This is a genomic window from Klebsiella sp. B345, from assembly GCF_051131735.1.
Lineage (GTDB): Bacteria > Pseudomonadota > Gammaproteobacteria > Enterobacterales > Enterobacteriaceae > Klebsiella.
On the sequence record NZ_CP180443.1, the window covers coordinates 4,244,838 to 4,259,526 of the forward strand.

Annotated in this window: 14 protein-coding genes and 1 tRNA gene; 4 read left to right on the top strand and 11 right to left on the bottom strand. The window is 54.4% G+C overall.

Translation table 11 applies throughout. The features are described from left to right. Positions 1 to 132 precede the first annotated feature (132 nt). Positions 133 to 1,278, top strand: coding sequence for a porin (locus tag ACMYSO_RS19925; protein WP_434667130.1), 1,146 nt, complete (start codon positions 133 to 135; stop codon positions 1,276 to 1,278). A gap of 51 nt (positions 1,279 to 1,329) precedes the next feature. Here ACMYSO_RS19925 and mnmH read toward each other — a convergent pair whose 3' ends face one another. The 5 genes from mnmH to ppiB form a co-directional block, all read right to left on the bottom strand. After that, on the bottom strand, positions 1,330 to 2,406 hold the full coding sequence (gene mnmH / locus ACMYSO_RS19930; RefSeq protein ID WP_434667133.1) for a tRNA 2-selenouridine(34) synthase MnmH: 1,077 nt from the start codon (positions 2,404 to 2,406) through the stop codon (positions 1,330 to 1,332). Positions 2,407 to 2,566: 160 nt separating this feature from the next. Then, positions 2,567 to 3,643 carry a 5-(carboxyamino)imidazole ribonucleotide synthase gene (purK, locus tag ACMYSO_RS19935; RefSeq protein WP_154143529.1) on the bottom strand — a complete coding sequence of 359 codons (1,077 nt, stop codon included), beginning with the start codon at positions 3,641 to 3,643 and terminating at the stop codon, positions 2,567 to 2,569. Next, positions 3,640 to 4,149 (bottom strand): 5-(carboxyamino)imidazole ribonucleotide mutase, encoded by a 510-nt coding sequence (gene purE / locus ACMYSO_RS19940; RefSeq protein ID WP_128878885.1) that lies wholly within the window; start codon positions 4,147 to 4,149, stop codon positions 3,640 to 3,642. The genes purK and purE overlap by 4 nt, the downstream gene beginning before the upstream one ends. 119 nt (positions 4,150 to 4,268) lie before the next feature. Then, positions 4,269 to 4,991 (bottom strand): UDP-2,3-diacylglucosamine diphosphatase, encoded by a 723-nt coding sequence (lpxH, locus tag ACMYSO_RS19945; RefSeq protein WP_434667136.1) that lies wholly within the window; start codon positions 4,989 to 4,991, stop codon positions 4,269 to 4,271. Positions 4,992 to 4,994: 3 nt separating this feature from the next. Beyond that, positions 4,995 to 5,489: a peptidylprolyl isomerase B gene (ppiB, locus tag ACMYSO_RS19950; protein WP_123755773.1), complete on the bottom strand. Its 495-nt coding sequence runs from the start codon at positions 5,487 to 5,489 to the stop codon at positions 4,995 to 4,997. Positions 5,490 to 5,661: 172 nt separating this feature from the next. Between ppiB and cysS the strand changes: the two genes are divergently transcribed. Further along, a complete protein-coding gene (gene cysS / locus ACMYSO_RS19955; protein ID WP_434667139.1) occupies positions 5,662 to 7,047 on the top strand; it encodes a cysteine--tRNA ligase in 1,386 nt (461 codons plus the stop codon). Between the two features lie 46 nt (positions 7,048 to 7,093). Here the strand turns inward: cysS and ybcJ are convergent, their stop codons facing one another. After that, positions 7,094 to 7,306: a ribosome-associated protein YbcJ gene (ybcJ, locus tag ACMYSO_RS19960; RefSeq protein WP_434586090.1), complete on the bottom strand. Its 213-nt coding sequence runs from the start codon at positions 7,304 to 7,306 to the stop codon at positions 7,094 to 7,096. A gap of 1 nt (position 7,307) precedes the next feature. Then, positions 7,308 to 8,174, bottom strand: a complete 867-nt coding sequence (folD, locus tag ACMYSO_RS19965; RefSeq protein WP_123755776.1) for a bifunctional methylenetetrahydrofolate dehydrogenase/methenyltetrahydrofolate cyclohydrolase FolD — start codon at positions 8,172 to 8,174, stop codon at positions 7,308 to 7,310. 356 nt (positions 8,175 to 8,530) lie between these two features. Between folD and ACMYSO_RS19970 the strand changes: the two genes are divergently transcribed. Both ACMYSO_RS19970 and ACMYSO_RS19975 read left to right on the top strand, forming a co-directional pair. Next, positions 8,531 to 8,607: transfer RNA gene (locus ACMYSO_RS19970), tRNA-Arg, on the top strand. A 282-nt stretch (positions 8,608 to 8,889) separates the two neighbouring features. Continuing rightward, positions 8,890 to 9,315 (top strand): hypothetical protein, encoded by a 426-nt coding sequence (locus ACMYSO_RS19975; RefSeq protein WP_434667142.1) that lies wholly within the window; start codon positions 8,890 to 8,892, stop codon positions 9,313 to 9,315. 402 nt (positions 9,316 to 9,717) lie between these two features. On the opposite strand, the gene ACMYSO_RS19980 is transcribed toward ACMYSO_RS19975, so the two are convergent. From ACMYSO_RS19980 to ACMYSO_RS19995, 4 genes are all read right to left on the bottom strand, one after another. Beyond that, complete coding sequence (locus ACMYSO_RS19980) at positions 9,718 to 11,013, bottom strand: anaerobic C4-dicarboxylate transporter family protein (RefSeq protein WP_434667145.1); 1,296 nt, start codon at positions 11,011 to 11,013, stop codon at positions 9,718 to 9,720. 37 nt (positions 11,014 to 11,050) lie between these two features. Continuing rightward, the gene (locus ACMYSO_RS19985) at positions 11,051 to 11,932 is read right to left on the bottom strand and encodes a fumarylacetoacetate hydrolase family protein (protein ID WP_434667148.1); all 882 of its coding nucleotides are present in this window, start codon (positions 11,930 to 11,932) and stop codon (positions 11,051 to 11,053) included. A gap of 76 nt (positions 11,933 to 12,008) precedes the next feature. Continuing rightward, entirely contained in the window at positions 12,009 to 13,403 is a 1,395-nt protein-coding gene (locus ACMYSO_RS19990) for an MFS transporter (RefSeq protein ID WP_264973674.1), read from the bottom strand. A gap of 230 nt (positions 13,404 to 13,633) precedes the next feature. Further along, positions 13,634 to 14,563 carry a dihydrodipicolinate synthase family protein gene (locus tag ACMYSO_RS19995; protein ID WP_064160637.1) on the bottom strand — a complete coding sequence of 310 codons (930 nt, stop codon included), beginning with the start codon at positions 14,561 to 14,563 and terminating at the stop codon, positions 13,634 to 13,636. Between the last annotated feature and the right edge of the window lie 126 nt (positions 14,564 to 14,689).

The window sequence follows — 14,689 nt, forward strand, 5'->3', positions numbered from 1 at the left end:
TTAAGGGCACAAAATGATAAGTGACTGATTTTTAACAGCACTAAACATTAAAAACCCGACAACACGTCATGCCATTTCGCGGGTAATATTCGACTTGAAACTATAAGGTTGCTTATTACTCAAGGAAAAAGCATGGCACATAAAATAAAAACGCTGGCAATAACGATCGGCGCAGCACTGGCGTTAACTTCTTTTGCATCCCAGGCCGAAATTACGCTGTTGAAGCAGGACCCGCAGGCCGGCGATCCGCTGAGCCGCCTGAACTTTACCGTCGGCGGTAGTATTCGCCCGCAGTTCAATATGATGTCTGGCGACGGTGATAAAGGATCCTATAAGCGCAACGGGTTTGATGGCGGGACTCGTTTCCGCTTCGCCGCTGACTACTATCTGTTTGATGATATAAGCTGGATCAGCTATTACGAGCTGGGGGTGAATATTCCGGCTCTGTTTGACTGGGATAACCACTATGCAGAAGGCGCGAACAATACCACCCGTCGTATGCTTTATACCGGGCTGAAGAGCGATACCTGGGGGACCCTAACCTACGGCCAGCAAAACAGTATTTATTACGATGTGGTCGGGGCGAAAACCGATATCTGGGATTACGATATGGTGGCCCAGGCGCCGGGGAACGGGATCAACGGTGACTACGATGGTTCCTACCGTTCGCGCAATATGCTGAAGTACAAGAAGAGCGCGGGCGATGTCGATCTCTACGCCTCTTATCTGTTTGAAGATAACGAATATCTGCCGGGAAATGGTCTGCGCTATAAACGTAAAGGGGGCGGTTCGGTGGGTGTGGATTATCACATCACCAAGGACCTGACCTGGGGTACCGCGTGGAACTACACCCGCGCCGAAATGCGTGACCCGTCAACCGCGGATAACAAAACCTATGACCAGAATATCCTCGGTACTGCGCTGAGCTGGAAACCAGATAACTGGACTTTCTCCTTCGGCGGCGGTTGGTATCAGAACTTTATGACCACCAAGAAAACCGATGTTTATGACTATTTCGCCGGGGATGCCTGGGGGATTGAGTATTTTGCCGGTTATACCTTCCCGATTGGTCAGTACGCGGTGAAAACTATTCAGCCGTACTTTATGGGCGATCGCCTGGAATACGTCAATGGCCGCAACTATCAGCGCATTGATAACGGTCTGGGGATCAGCTTCCAGCTGGATTACGGCTTCCGCGTTGATTACGAACACGTCTTTACGTCCAGCACCGACAATCTGGGGGATATGAACCTGGTGCGTCTGCGTTACGACTTCTAAGCCACCCTGCATCCCGGCTGGCGCAGCGCTCAGCCGGGATGCAGATTCATACTAATTATCCAGCCATGCGGCGACCTCGTGCCAGCTGCCGCGGAAGATAATGTTGCTCGCTTTTTTACTCAGCTGATAGCGATACATCGGATCGTAATACTCGTTCAGCAGCGGAACCAGCCAGGCGAAATGGCCGTCGGTGCTGGCGCTGCGCAACTGTTCCGCCAGCGCCCCGTCGAGCAGGGCGGTAAGCTGGGCAAAACGCTGTAGCCCCAGGCGACGACGAATGGCAAACAGACCGTGATGCAGATACTCAGTGTATTCCTGCCAGCCTTGCTCCTCACCATATGCCGCCATAAAGTCACGGTGCATACGGTCAAAATACTCTTCCCGCAGGCGTTCCAGGCGGATATCAAACGGGTCTTCCACCACCGCCAGCGGCGATTGCGCCATCCGGTTACGCATACACTCCGGCAGATGGTTAGCACCAATCATATGGCCTTCATCCTCCAGCACCCACCGACGATGCTGTTCGGCCTTTTTCAGCATCGCGACGGCCAGGTGATTTTCAAAGGTGGCCTGCGCGTACTGCTCGCGCAGGGTACGGCCGAAGGATGAACCACGATGATGGGCGAGGCCTTCGAGGTCGATGCCGTCGGGCCGGGAGCAAACCAGCTGGGTCTTGCCGTTACCGGTGCAGCCGCCGATCAACACGATCGGGCGCTGGACCAGCTCTTCAGTGGACTGGATCGCAGCCTGGCGCAGCGCTTTGTAGCCGCCGACGATCAGCGGGTAGTCAATCCCGGCTTCGCGCAACCACTGCTGCACAATGTGCGAGCGCTGGCCGCCACGGGCGCAGCACAGATAGCCCTGCGGATAACGTAAGCAGGCTTCACGCCAGGCGGCGAGGCGGCTTTCCCGAATCTCGCCGTGAACCAACTGATGGCCCAGCGCCAGCGCGGCATCGGCACCCTGACGTTTATAGCAGGTGCCGACGGCGGCACGTTCTTCGTCGTTCATCAGCGGCAGGTTAAATGCGGCAGGCAGCGCGCTTTGCTGGAATTCTACCGGAGCGCGGACGTCAATGAGTGGCGTATCCGCCGTGAGAATGGCGCGGTAATCCGTCCCATTTTTCATGGGTCATCCTTTTGAAGTCAAAACTGAAAGCATTTTAAAGCAAGGAGGGGATTCTACGCGCCAGACAGCATGCCGGGGAAGGGTGAAGATCAATTCCCCGGCAAATAGCCGTTATCATGCGGGCGGCAGATGCGTTGCTCGCATTTGCCACCCGAACGGCTCAGGAGAGCGAGGTGAGCTGAGACTGCGCCCAGAAGATACCGCTCGCATACTCCGGCGGCAGGATCGGTTTCAGGGCTTCCAGCGTGGCGCTCAGGCGATCGGTGTCGCTGTCGGTCAGGTTCAGGTGCCCGACTTTGCGGCCCGGACGCACCTCTTTGTCGTACCAGTGCAGATGCACCAGCGGCAGCTTCAGCCAGTCGTAGTTCAGATCGGTTCCGATCAGGTTGATCATCACTGAAGGGCTGTTCACCACCGGCGGCGGCAGCGGCAGGTCGGTAATGGCCCGCAGATGCAGCTCGAACTGGCTGATAGATGCGCCGTTCTGCGTCCAGTGGCCGCTGTTGTGTACGCGCGGCGCCAGCTCGTTAATCAGCAGGCCTTCGGCGGTGACAAAACACTCCATCGCCATCACGCCCACGTAGTTCAGTTCGTTCATAATGGCGGTCAGCATGCTTTCCGCCTGGTCCTGCTGGCGGGCATTAGCCTGGGGGAAGGCTACGCTGGTGCGCAGAATGCCATCCTGATGCAGGTTGCGGGTCAGCGGATAGAATACCGTGCTGCCATCATGGGCGCGGGCGCCCACCAGCGACACTTCACCAGAAAAGTTGATGCCTTGCTCAACGATGCATTCGCCGTAGTTTTCGTCCGGCAGCTGCGCGATGTCGTCTGCACGCAGGCGCCATTGCCCACGTCCGTCGTAACCGCCGACGCGACGTTTTACAATCGCCAGTTCGCCAAGACGCGCGAAGACCGCCGGCCATTCATTTTTATCCGCCAGCAGCTGCCACGGCGCGGTGGCAAGCCCCAGCTTATCAAACAGCTGTTTTTGTGTCAGACGGTCAGCGATGATCGGGAAGACGTCGCGGTTAACAAATGCCGGATGGCGTGCCAGTTCGCGGGTCAGCGCCGTTTCCGGCCAGCGTTCGATTTCAGCGGTGATCACGCTCTGCTGAAACGGCACCGCTTCAGGGTCGGCTTCGAGGCCGACCGGCCAGACGGCGATACCCAGCGGCTCACCGGCCTGGCGTAGCATGCGCCCTAACTGACCGTTACCGAGGATGCAAACCTGCTTCATGCCGCACCCCGCGGGTCCGGGTTCTCGAGGACTTCATCGGTCTGGGCCTGGCGCCAGGCGCTCAGGCGCTGATGCAGCTCCGCGTCGTGCTGTGCCAGAATCTGCGCGGCCAGCAGAGCGGCATTGGCGGCACCGGCTTTGCCGATGGCAAGCGTACCGACCGGGATCCCGCGCGGCATCTGAACAATAGAGTAGAGGCTGTCGACGCCGCTTAACGCCGCGCTTTGTACCGGGACGCCTAATACCGGCACCAGAGTTTTCGCCGCAATCATGCCCGGCAGATGCGCCGCGCCGCCCGCACCGGCAATAATCACCTGATAGCCGTTGCTTTCTGCGCCTTCGGCGAAGCTGAACAGTTTATCGGGCGTCCGGTGTGCGGAGACCACTTCAACATGGTACGGAACGTTCAGGGCATCAAGGATTTCTGCGGTAAACTGCATGGTAGCCCAGTCGCTTTTGGACCCCATCACGATGGCGATACGCGCCGAATTATTGCGGGAAGACATGCGTCTTAAAACTCCTGTGGGTGTGCTTCACACTGCTTTAGAGGCCACAGAGAATAACATGATCTTTCGGTAAGGAAAACGGTTGCGTCACCTGATAAACGGTGAAAATGCGGCGGAAATTAAAACGGGAACGGGATCAGTTCGACGTCGTCTTTGGTGACTTTGACCATCGAGCCTTCGCTATGCCAGGCGCCGAGGACAACGCGAAACGCCGGCTGGCCGTTGGCATCTAAGGTATGGATTGCCGGGCGATGAGTGTGCCCGTGAATCAACCACTGTACCTGATGGCGCTGTAGGGCATCGACTACGGCCTGCGGGTTGACGTCCATTATTTCCAGCGATTTGCTGCTGTTGGCTGCTTTGCTGTCGGCGCGCATTCTGGCGGCGATGCGACGACGAATAAACAGCGGCAGGGCCAGAAACAGTCGCTGGATCCACGGCGTATGTACTTTGGCACGAAACGCCAGGTAGCCGGTATCGTCGGTGCACAGCGTGTCGCCATGCATAATCAGGACCTGACGACCGTAGAGGTCAAGCACCTCTTCTTCATCCAGCAGCGTCATGCCGCAGGCGCGGGCGAAGCGCTGGCCGACGAGAAAATCGCGATTGCCGTGAATAAAGTAGCAGGGCACCCCGGACTGGGTTAAGGCATTGATCGCTTCAGCGATCTCCTGATGTAGCGGGTTGGGGTCATCATCGCCGATCCAGGCCTCAAACAGATCGCCAAGAATATACAGCGCATCCGCCTTGCGGGCTTCACCGGCTAAAAAGCGTAGAAAACCGGCGGTGATCGCCGGTTCTTCTGTTTGCAGATGCAAATCCGCAATAAAAAGTGTCGCCACGAATTACTCGCTGACGGTGACGCTTTTGATCACAACATCTTCTTTCGGCACATCCTGGTGCATACCGCTGCGACCGGTTGCAACTGCTTTGATTTTGTCGACCACGTCCATACCTTCAACCACTTCGGCAAATACGCAGTAGCCCCAACCCTGCAGGTTTTCACCAGAGAAGTTCAGGAAGTCGTTATCAGCCACGTTGATAAAGAACTGTGCGGTAGCAGAGTGCGGCGCCTGAGTACGGGCCATTGCCAGAGTACCACGGGTGTTTTTCAGACCGTTGTTGGCTTCGTTCTGGATTGGGGATTTGGTGTTTTTCTGCTCCATGCCCGGCTCAAAGCCGCCGCCCTGGATCATGAAACCGTTGATAACACGGTGGAAAATGGTGTTGTTGTAGAAACCTTCGCGGCAGTAGTCCAGGAAGTTTTTAACTGTTTCCGGCGCTTTGTCGTCAAAGGTCTTGATTACGATATCGCCATGATTAGTGTGGAAAGTAACCATTTTTGCATCCTGTTCCGGTGATTGTGGTGCTTAAGCCCGAATTGGGCATGACATAGGGGGCTGTTATAGCATAACCGCAGGGTTCGATCACCTTGCATTGTGTGCTGCTTCGGGGTTGAATTAAGGTTAGAATACGCGACTTATATCCACACACGTCTACACGGAATCTTCGATGTTAAAAATTTTTAATACACTGACGCGCCAAAAAGAAGAGTTTAAACCTATCCATGCCGGGGAAGTAGGCATGTACGTGTGTGGAATTACCGTTTACGATCTCTGTCATATTGGTCATGGCCGTACTTTCGTCTCTTTTGACGTGGTGGCGCGTTATTTGCGTTTTCTTGGCTATCAGTTGAAGTACGTGCGCAACATTACCGATATCGACGACAAAATCATTAAGCGCGCTAATGAGAATGGCGAAAGCTTTGTGGCGCTGGTCGATCGCATGATTGCCGAAATGCACAAGGATTTCGATGCGCTCAACATTCTGCGCCCGGATCTTGAACCGCGTGCCACCCATCATATTCCCGAGATCATTGAGATCACCGAGCAGCTGATTGCCCGCGACCATGCCTATGTGGCGGACAACGGCGACGTGATGTTCTCAGTCCCGACCGACCCGAACTACGGTCAGCTGTCACGCCAGGATCTCGACCAGCTGCAGGCCGGCGCACGTGTTGATGTGGTGGATGTGAAGCGCAACCCGATGGACTTCGTTCTGTGGAAAATGTCGAAAGAGGGCGAGCCGAGCTGGCCATCCCCGTGGGGCAACGGTCGTCCGGGCTGGCACATCGAATGTTCGGCGATGAACTGCAAGCAGCTGGGCAACCATTTTGATATCCACGGCGGCGGTTCGGATCTGATGTTCCCGCACCACGAGAACGAAATCGCCCAGTCGACCTGCGCGCATGACGGCGAGTACGTTAACTACTGGATGCACTCCGGGATGGTGATGGTTGACCGCGAGAAGATGTCAAAATCGCTGGGTAACTTCTTCACCGTGCGTGATGTGCTGAAATATTACGACGCCGAGACCATTCGCTACTTCCTGATGTCCGGCCACTATCGTAGTCAGCTGAACTACAGCGAAGAGAACCTCAAGCAGGCACGTTCGGCGCTGGAGCGTCTGTACACCGCGCTGCGTGGAACCGACCCATCGGTCGCAGCCAGCGGCGGCGAAGCGTTTGAAGCGCGCTTTATCGAGGCGATGGACGACGATTTCAACACCCCGGAAGCCTACTCCGTGCTGTTTGATATGGCGCGTGAAGTCAACCGCCTGAAGACGGAAGATGCGACGGCGGCGAATGCTCTGGCCGCGCATATGCGCAAGCTCTCTGGCGTGCTGGGCCTACTGGAGCAGGAGCCGGATCTGTTCCTGCAAAGCGGTGCGCAGGCTGACGACGGTGAAGTAGCGGAAATTGAACAGCTGATCCAGCAGCGTCTGGATGCGCGTAAAGCGAAAGACTGGGCCGCGGCGGATGCGGCGCGTGACCGTCTGAACGAGATGGGGATCGTGCTGGAAGATGGCCCGCAGGGCACCACCTGGCGGCGTAAGTAAGCGATAAAAAAATGCCCGGCAAGCCGGGCATTTTTATTTTTCAGGTTCAGGCGGTAACGGTCACGCTCTGGCCTGCAAAACTCACCGTCTGCCCGGCGACGATTTTGCAGCGTTTGCGGGTTTCTACCGCACCATCTACTTTCACCAGACCATCGGCAATGGAAATTTTTGCCTGCGCGCCGCTTTCACTCCAGCCTTCCAGCTTCAGTAAATCGCACAGTTCAACGTGTGGGTGTTTGCCCAGAGAAAAGTTCGCCATCTCAGGCCTCCTGTATGTCGTGATATTCTTCGCACGCCTGCAGCGTGTTCTGGATGAGTGTCGCTACGGTCATCGGACCGACGCCGCCGGGCACTGGTGTAATGTAAGAGGCGCGCTCTGCAGCGTCTTCGAAGACCACGTCCCCGACCACTTTGCCGCTTTCCAGACGGTTGATACCGACGTCAACAACGATAGCGCCTTCTTTGATCCACTCACCCGGAATAAAGCCTGGTTTACCAACGGCGACGATCAGCAGGTCGGCATTTTCAACGTGCTGACGCAGGTTTTTGGTAAAGCGATGGGTGACGGTAGTGGTGCAGCCCGCCAGCAGCAGCTCCATGCTCATCGGACGGCCCACGATGTTTGACGCCCCGATAACCACAGCGTTCAGGCCGTAGGTGTCGATGTTGTAACGCTCAAGCAGGGTGACGATGCCGCGAGGCGTGCACGGGCGCAGGCGCGGGGCGCGCTGGCACAGACGACCGACGTTGTAAGGGTGGAAGCCGTCGACGTCTTTGTCCGGGGCAATGCGCTCCAGTACCTTGACGTTGTCGATACCCGCAGGCAGCGGCAGCTGGACCAGAATACCGTCGATGGTGTTGTCGGCATTCAGAGTATCAATAAGCTCCAGTAACTCCGCCTCGCTGGTGGTTTCCGGGAGATCGTATGAGCGGGAGATAAAGCCCACTTCTTCACACGCTTTGCGCTTGCTACCGACATAAATCTGCGATGCCGGGTTGCTGCCGACCAGCACGACGGCTAACCCTGGGGCGCGTTTTCCGGCCGCAGTGCGAGCCTTCACTTTTTCCGCAACCTCAGAGCGTACCTGCTGCGCAATCGTTTTACCGTCAATAATTTTTGCTGCCATCAGAGAGAGGATTCCATCTGTATCGTAACGAAAGGGGGATGCGGATATTTTGTCAGAAGCCAGCCTCGCTGTCAGTCCTCGTTTAAGATTTTATCCCTCTTTGACAGAACAGAAGCCCAAAGACACTCTTTTTAACAGGGGTATTTGGCCGATAAATGGCCTGTTTTGGCGGTTTATTGTCGAAAATGGCGAAGAAGTGCTGAAAATCAGCGTTGACTGAACTTTGAACAACCTTTGCAGTATATCCAGGCAAGTTAGCGTTATCGCGGTAGTATGATGGCAAAAGGCATTGACTCACCGAGCGTTGACCGTATAATTCCAGGCGGTTTCACTCCACGAAACCCCCGCATTTCAATGCGCCCTTAGCTCAGCTGGATAGAGCAACGGCCTTCTAAGCCGTAGGTCACAGGTTCGAACCCTGTAGGGCGTACCATTTAATCTCAATGTATTCGCTAATATTTCGCCCAGCCTGCTTTCCTCCTTGTGTCGTATTTGTATCCTTAGCATCGAACATTGCCTCAATTTCCTGTACCTGCACCCCTCAACGGTCTGGTCTGATAACAACCATCGATGTTGCAGAAAAATCTTAATGAAACCCCCTCTCTGGCATGACTTGCATCAACGTCTGTCTTTTTCAGATCGCGGATATTCGCCCGCGGATTAACAGGCCACCAGAGCCGACGTCCATAACTGAAAACACGTTAATGAGGGTTGCATGAAAAAGTTAATCGTTATTGCATCAATGGTGTCGGCGCTGGCCGGCTGCTCAAGTGAAGCCTCCCGCATGGCAAATTGTGAGGCGAAAGGGGTCAGCCGCGATGCGTGCTATATCGCAGAACAGAATCGCCAGGCCGCCATCATGAATGCGGCGGAAAAACAGGCCTTAGAAAATGCCCAGGCCATGTATCCACAAAAAGCGCAGGCGGCCAAAAAATCTGTTGCGTTCACCAGGCACTATGACGGAATGACGATTAAGCGTGACGCGACGGGCATCCTGACGGTGGATGGCAAGCCGGCCGCGCAGGATGAGGTGAATGCAAAAGCCACAACCTATTCCCAGGGGCTGTACACCATTATTACCTACACGACCGGAAAAGTGGCGGTGATGAAAGAGGGGCAGTTTTTAGGCTACGCAAAATAGGGTCACCTTCTGGTTATTAAACCGCCTGCGGGCGGTTTTTCTTTGGCTGTATGCGCGAGTTATCATCCATAAATCGTACCGTTTACTCTCCTTGTATTGGCTGTTTCCCGCCTGACCGCTGTTTTACATAAAACGATAAACTTAAATCTCGTTGTTTGTGAACTCTATCAATGAATTACGAAAAATTCATGCTCATGATAATAGTAAGAATTGTCTTGCCGGGGGAGGTAACATATGAACACACCCATTTCCGTTATTCTGTTCATCTTGCTTGCTTTCGCGGCATTGATTGAATTAGGTATTCTTTAGCGTCTGAAACCTGACCCACAGAGTGTCGTACTTCGTCTGTCTGAAGACATGAAGACATTCTGAAGTGATACAGGACTCGAAAACGCATTTCTGTTAAGCGTAAAACAACAGTGTAAAACCTGCCGAGAACATGATGGACAGCAGCGTGGCCATCAACCCGGGAAGAATAAATGGATGATCGATAATTCGGGTGCCTAAACGGGTTGAACCCGTATCATCCAGTGCCACTGCTGCCAGCAACGTCGGGTAGTTCGGCAGAATAAACAGGGACGCAGTTGCGGGAAAACAGGCGATCAGAGTGGCGGGAGTAATGCCCATCCCCAGAGCCAGCGGGAAGAGTATTTTTGTTGATGCGGCCTGCGAATAAAGAAAGCACGAAACCAGCATAATAATTAGCGCCAACAACAGCGGCGAGTCTGACAGATAGTCTGATACCTTGCTTTGCAACCATACCTGATTACTGTCCATAAATGTTGAACCGAGCCAGGCCACGCCGAGTATACAGATGCAGGAAGTCATGCCGGTTTTAAAGACGGATGTAGCCGGAATATTATGCACGTTGACACGACAAAAAATAACGATCATCAGCGCGACTGCCATCATGACGGAAATACGGACCTGTCCACTATTCAACACCGGATGCGCAATCAGCCCCGATCTTGGGCTGCTGATCATGGCGTATAACAGCACCGCTACCAGGCCCATGATAAAAATCAGCACTGAGCGTTTGGCTCCAGGGGGAATACTATCAACCATGGTCTGCGTAGAGACGCCGGGAGCGTCCGCACTCAGTTGGTCGGTTTGGCGGATGTTATCCCAGACCAGATAAAAGAGAGATGTACACAGCAGAGCTAAAAAAGTGGCGGGTATCATCACCGAGATAAGCTCCAGATACCCCCATCCCTGATGGTTTTTTTCGAGTATCCCGGAGAAAAAAATCACCGCGGCAGAAATGGGCGATGCAACAATGCCAAGCAGCGAGGCTACAACCGAAATAGCTAACGCTCGGGTAGGGCGAAGCCGGTTCTCCTTTGCAACCTCTACAATAATCGGCATACAGGCAAATGACACTTGTCCCGTGCTGGCCATCATCGTCAACAACCAGGTGGAAAGCGGCGCCGTGATAACCAGTAAACGCGGTGCCCGCCGCAACACTCGCTCGGTTAACCTCACCAGATAGTCGATCCCGCCAGCCTCCTGCATCGTTGCAATGGCGACGATCACCACCATAATAAAGACGATGACCAGCATCGGGAGGTCGCCGGGCGTAGCCCCGATGGCGCAAAGCACGATAACCCCGGCACCACCCGCAAACCCCACGCCAATACCTCCGACTCGCATCCCCAGATAGAGAAAAAACAGAACAATAATAAATTGCAGCAATATCACGTGGGACCTCCTCCGCAGGGCATGCGGTTTCCACTAGTCAGGATGCGTTGGTGTAGACAGGGTTTGCTGAATGTGGGGTATCGTCGACCTCAGCAATAACAGGATTTACCAGACTACCAATCTGCGATATCTCGACCTCCACCACATCCCCCGGCCACAGGAAAAGAGGCGGATGACGTTTTTTCCCGACGCCGCCTGGCGAGCCGGTCAGAATGACATCACCCGGTGACAGAGCGCTAAATGTACTAATGTAGGCGATCAGTTTATCTATCGAGTGGATCATGCTGTGGGTATTGTCGTGTTGCACCTCGCGACCATTGAGTCGGGTGATGATCTCCAGATTCTGAGGATCGGAGATCTCATCTGGAGTGACTAGCCAGGGGCCGAACCCACCGGTTGCGGGCCAGTTTTTTCCTGCGGTAAACCAGGTGTGCTGCCAGTCCCTGACCGAACCATCCATATAACAACTGTATCCCGCGATATAGCCACGCGCCTGATCCGCGGGAATATGCGAACCGTGCCGGCCAATCACCAGCGCCAGCTCCCCTTCATAGTCGAACTCGTTACTGCGGGAGGGCTTGATCAGCCCGCAGCGGTGCCCGGTCTGGGAGTCGGCAAAACGAATGAAGAGCGTCGGGTCGGGATCCTGCTCGTTAAATTCAGCTCTTTTTTCCTGATAGTTCATCCCGGCGCAGATGATTTTATTTGGCCGGGGGATCACCGGCAAAAAACCTATCTGATCGAGCGAATAGTCCGCTTTCTTCCCCAGTAGCATCCCCTGATTCAGTTGCTGCAGATGGGGCAGGAACGACCGTAGGTCGGGGCACTCCGGGAAGAAAGGGTGTAAATCAATAATCCCATCGGGGGAGATCAGACCGTACTTTTCGTGACCATCAACGGAAAAACTCAGTAGTTTCATCGTTCACCTTACCTGAGGTTAGATTGTTTATTTTATGCGGGCCATCTGGCCGGTATGTGTGTTGTCGCTGTCATCTCTAGGGAGACAGTTCCTCCAGAATGGCTCCTCGGGTTTCGATACCGAAAAGCATCGTGACGACCCCACCGGCAAGAGCGACCGCCGCAAATAAGAAGAAAACGTATTCCACCCCTGGTCCTGCAACAATTAGCCCGACCAGCAGGGTGCCGAGGGTGGATCCTGCGCGCAACCAGGCGCTGCCAAATCCGGTACCAATGGCGCGCAGACGAGTGGGGTACAGTTCAGCGGAGTATAGGTAGAGCGAAAAAGTGACGGTCTGCATGATGGCGTATGACAGACTGGTGAAAACCAGCACCACAATAGCACTGGACGCACCACTTTCTCCCAGAATCAACAGTGAGAGGGCTGAGAGGCAAAATGCTGTGCTGTACCAGCGTTTTCGTCCGGTACGGTCAATCAACAACGCGCAGGCAAAAGACGCCGCGACTCCGGCGGCCGAGGTTATCCAGCCATAGGCCAGACTGAGCGGGATAGATAAATGAAATGCGCTACGGTACAGGGTCGGCAGCCAGGTAATCATGCCGTTATTAACAAGATAAGCGCTGACCCATAATCCCCAGAGCATCAGGGTGCGTTTCAGATAGATACCGGAAAAAAGCTCGCGCCATCCCATTGATGTATCTACTGGTGCCGCAAAGGTCTTCACCACTGGAGCTTCCAGGGTACCACCGCGACGGATCACTTCATCCTCCAGACTGCGGATAATTTGGTCTGCATCGGCAATTCGATTTTGACTTATTAGCCAGCGCGGCGATTCTGGCATCAGCCAACGAAGTGGGGCCGCGATCATCGGCGGGATCAGGCCCACCCAGAACATGGCTTTCCAGCCATATTCTGGCACCAGAAAGTAGCCAATGATCCCGGCGAACATCAGACCGATCGGGAAAATCACTTCATACAATAAAAAGAAGCGGCCACGTTTTTTGGAACCGATAAATTCATTGATATAGGCGCTGGCTACCGGGACTTCCGCACCGATGCCAATCCCCTGAAGGAAGCGAATAATTAGCAGAGACCAGCCATTCCAGGCCAACAGGCAGGCAGCACTCATCGTGACAAACATGACAATCGTTATTTTCAGAACGCTCAGGCGTCCTGTTTTCTCTGCCAGAGACCCAAAGAAAATAGCGCCAACAAGCTGGCCTGCGTAGCTGGCGGCGATAATGAGACCCACAAAAAGGGGAGAGAGATGCCATTGGCTGATGAGTTCTGGCATTGCGAAGGCAATCGCGAGCACTGTGTAGGAGTCAAAAAAAGTGGAAATACCGGTAACAAGACGAATGAAAACTAATTTTCGGGTAACAGGAATGCGTTCTATACGGGCAACCAGTTCGGCAGCACCTGTCGCAGTATCGGCGGCAGATCGACTGGCATTCAGGACCAATGTTGACATGGTATACCTTCCTGGATGACCGGGGCAAAGGTGTATAACCGTCGACCCGGATATACAGAGTTGTCGTCTGATGTATTGTTTTAGAAAAGCGGGTCACGCTCATCAGTTTAAGGCGTGGCGGTCTACCGTGCGCAGACGGTAGGCCCGTGATGGTCGGTCCGGATGAGAGAGCAGCATTCACGCTGGAAGGGTGATAACTGAATGCTGCTTTTTCAACGCGTTTCCGGCAATTAGCCTACGCGCGGCAGTTCTGATGCGCGGATAGCAGCATGGATCTCTTCTTCTGCACCCTGTTCCAGTGGGAGCAGTGGCGAACGTACGGTGGCGTGTTCCAGAATCCCACGAGCAACAAGTGCGTGTTTTAAGGCAACGGTGCCTTCCATATGTGAGCCACGGTGGTAAACGCTTTTGGTCACCGGCAGCAGACGATCGTGGACCGCACGTGCTTTCTTATAATCACCGGCTTTCCCGGCATTGATCATTTCGATCAGCGGTTCTGGTGCGATATTACCGTAACCAACCAGGAAACCGTCAACGTCAAACGCAGTATGCAGCAGGTATTCATCGTGGCAGGTGAGAATCTGCAGATCCGGGCGTTCGCGGCGGATCACAGGAATTTCCGTATCCCAGCGGCGCATGTTGCGGACGCCATTTTTCATCGCGAACACGCCAGGTTGTGCGGAGATATCAAGCAGGGTTTTCAGGTTATAGGTCGCTTTAGTGACGTCCGGATACTGGAACAGGATCAACGGGAGACCACTCTCTTCGTACACGACACGATAGCGGTCCTGCGGCGCGCCATCCTGATAGCCAAAACGCAGCCAGCCGTGGGATGGGTAGAGTAGACCCGCAGACGCCCCGGCGGCAACGGCACGTTTCGCCTCCAGCGCGGCAACTTCAGTCCCTTCGCCGGTGATACCTGCGATGATTGGCAGTTTACCATCCACGGATTTAACAAATGCGCGGATAACCGCTGCCTGTTCATCCTGAGTCAGGAAGGTACCTTCACCGGCGTGACCCAGCACGACCAGACCTTTGACGCCGTCGATGCTACCCAGCCAGCTGCCCAGGCGCTGGATGGCATCAAAATCGATGCTGCCATCACGATTGAACGGGGTAACCGGTGCTGGAGTCAAACCTCTGAGATCGATATTAATCATGACTATCTCCTTGATGAACATAAGTTTTGTGTTTTGGTGATGAGTGTTTGAAACGAGTATGAAATCGTTTCTGCAATCGTTTTCACGTGTTTGAATTTGAACCCCAAAAATCCTTACGTCAATTGC

Excerpts from the sequence above, each read along its gene's own strand:
- ACMYSO_RS19995 (WP_064160637.1), bottom strand. The coding sequence starts at position 14,563 with ATGATTAATATCGATCTCAGAGGTTTGACTCCAGCACCGGTTACCCCG.
- purE (WP_128878885.1), bottom strand. The coding sequence starts at position 4,149 with ATGTCTTCCCGCAATAATTCGGCGCGTATCGCCATCGTGATGGGGTCC.
- ACMYSO_RS19925 (WP_434667130.1), top strand. The coding sequence starts at position 133 with ATGGCACATAAAATAAAAACGCTGGCAATAACGATCGGCGCAGCACTG.
- ACMYSO_RS19990 (WP_264973674.1), bottom strand. The coding sequence starts at position 13,403 with ATGTCAACATTGGTCCTGAATGCCAGTCGATCTGCCGCCGATACTGCG.
- cysS (WP_434667139.1), top strand. The coding sequence starts at position 5,662 with ATGTTAAAAATTTTTAATACACTGACGCGCCAAAAAGAAGAGTTTAAA.
- ybcJ (WP_434586090.1), bottom strand. The coding sequence starts at position 7,306 with ATGGCGAACTTTTCTCTGGGCAAACACCCACACGTTGAACTGTGCGAT.
- ACMYSO_RS19985 (WP_434667148.1), bottom strand. The coding sequence starts at position 11,932 with ATGAAACTACTGAGTTTTTCCGTTGATGGTCACGAAAAGTACGGTCTG.
- folD (WP_123755776.1), bottom strand. The coding sequence starts at position 8,174 with ATGGCAGCAAAAATTATTGACGGTAAAACGATTGCGCAGCAGGTACGC.
- ACMYSO_RS19975 (WP_434667142.1), top strand. The coding sequence starts at position 8,890 with ATGAAAAAGTTAATCGTTATTGCATCAATGGTGTCGGCGCTGGCCGGC.
- ppiB (WP_123755773.1), bottom strand. The coding sequence starts at position 5,489 with ATGGTTACTTTCCACACTAATCATGGCGATATCGTAATCAAGACCTTT.
- purK (WP_154143529.1), bottom strand. The coding sequence starts at position 3,643 with ATGAAGCAGGTTTGCATCCTCGGTAACGGTCAGTTAGGGCGCATGCTA.
- mnmH (WP_434667133.1), bottom strand. The coding sequence starts at position 2,406 with ATGAAAAATGGGACGGATTACCGCGCCATTCTCACGGCGGATACGCCA.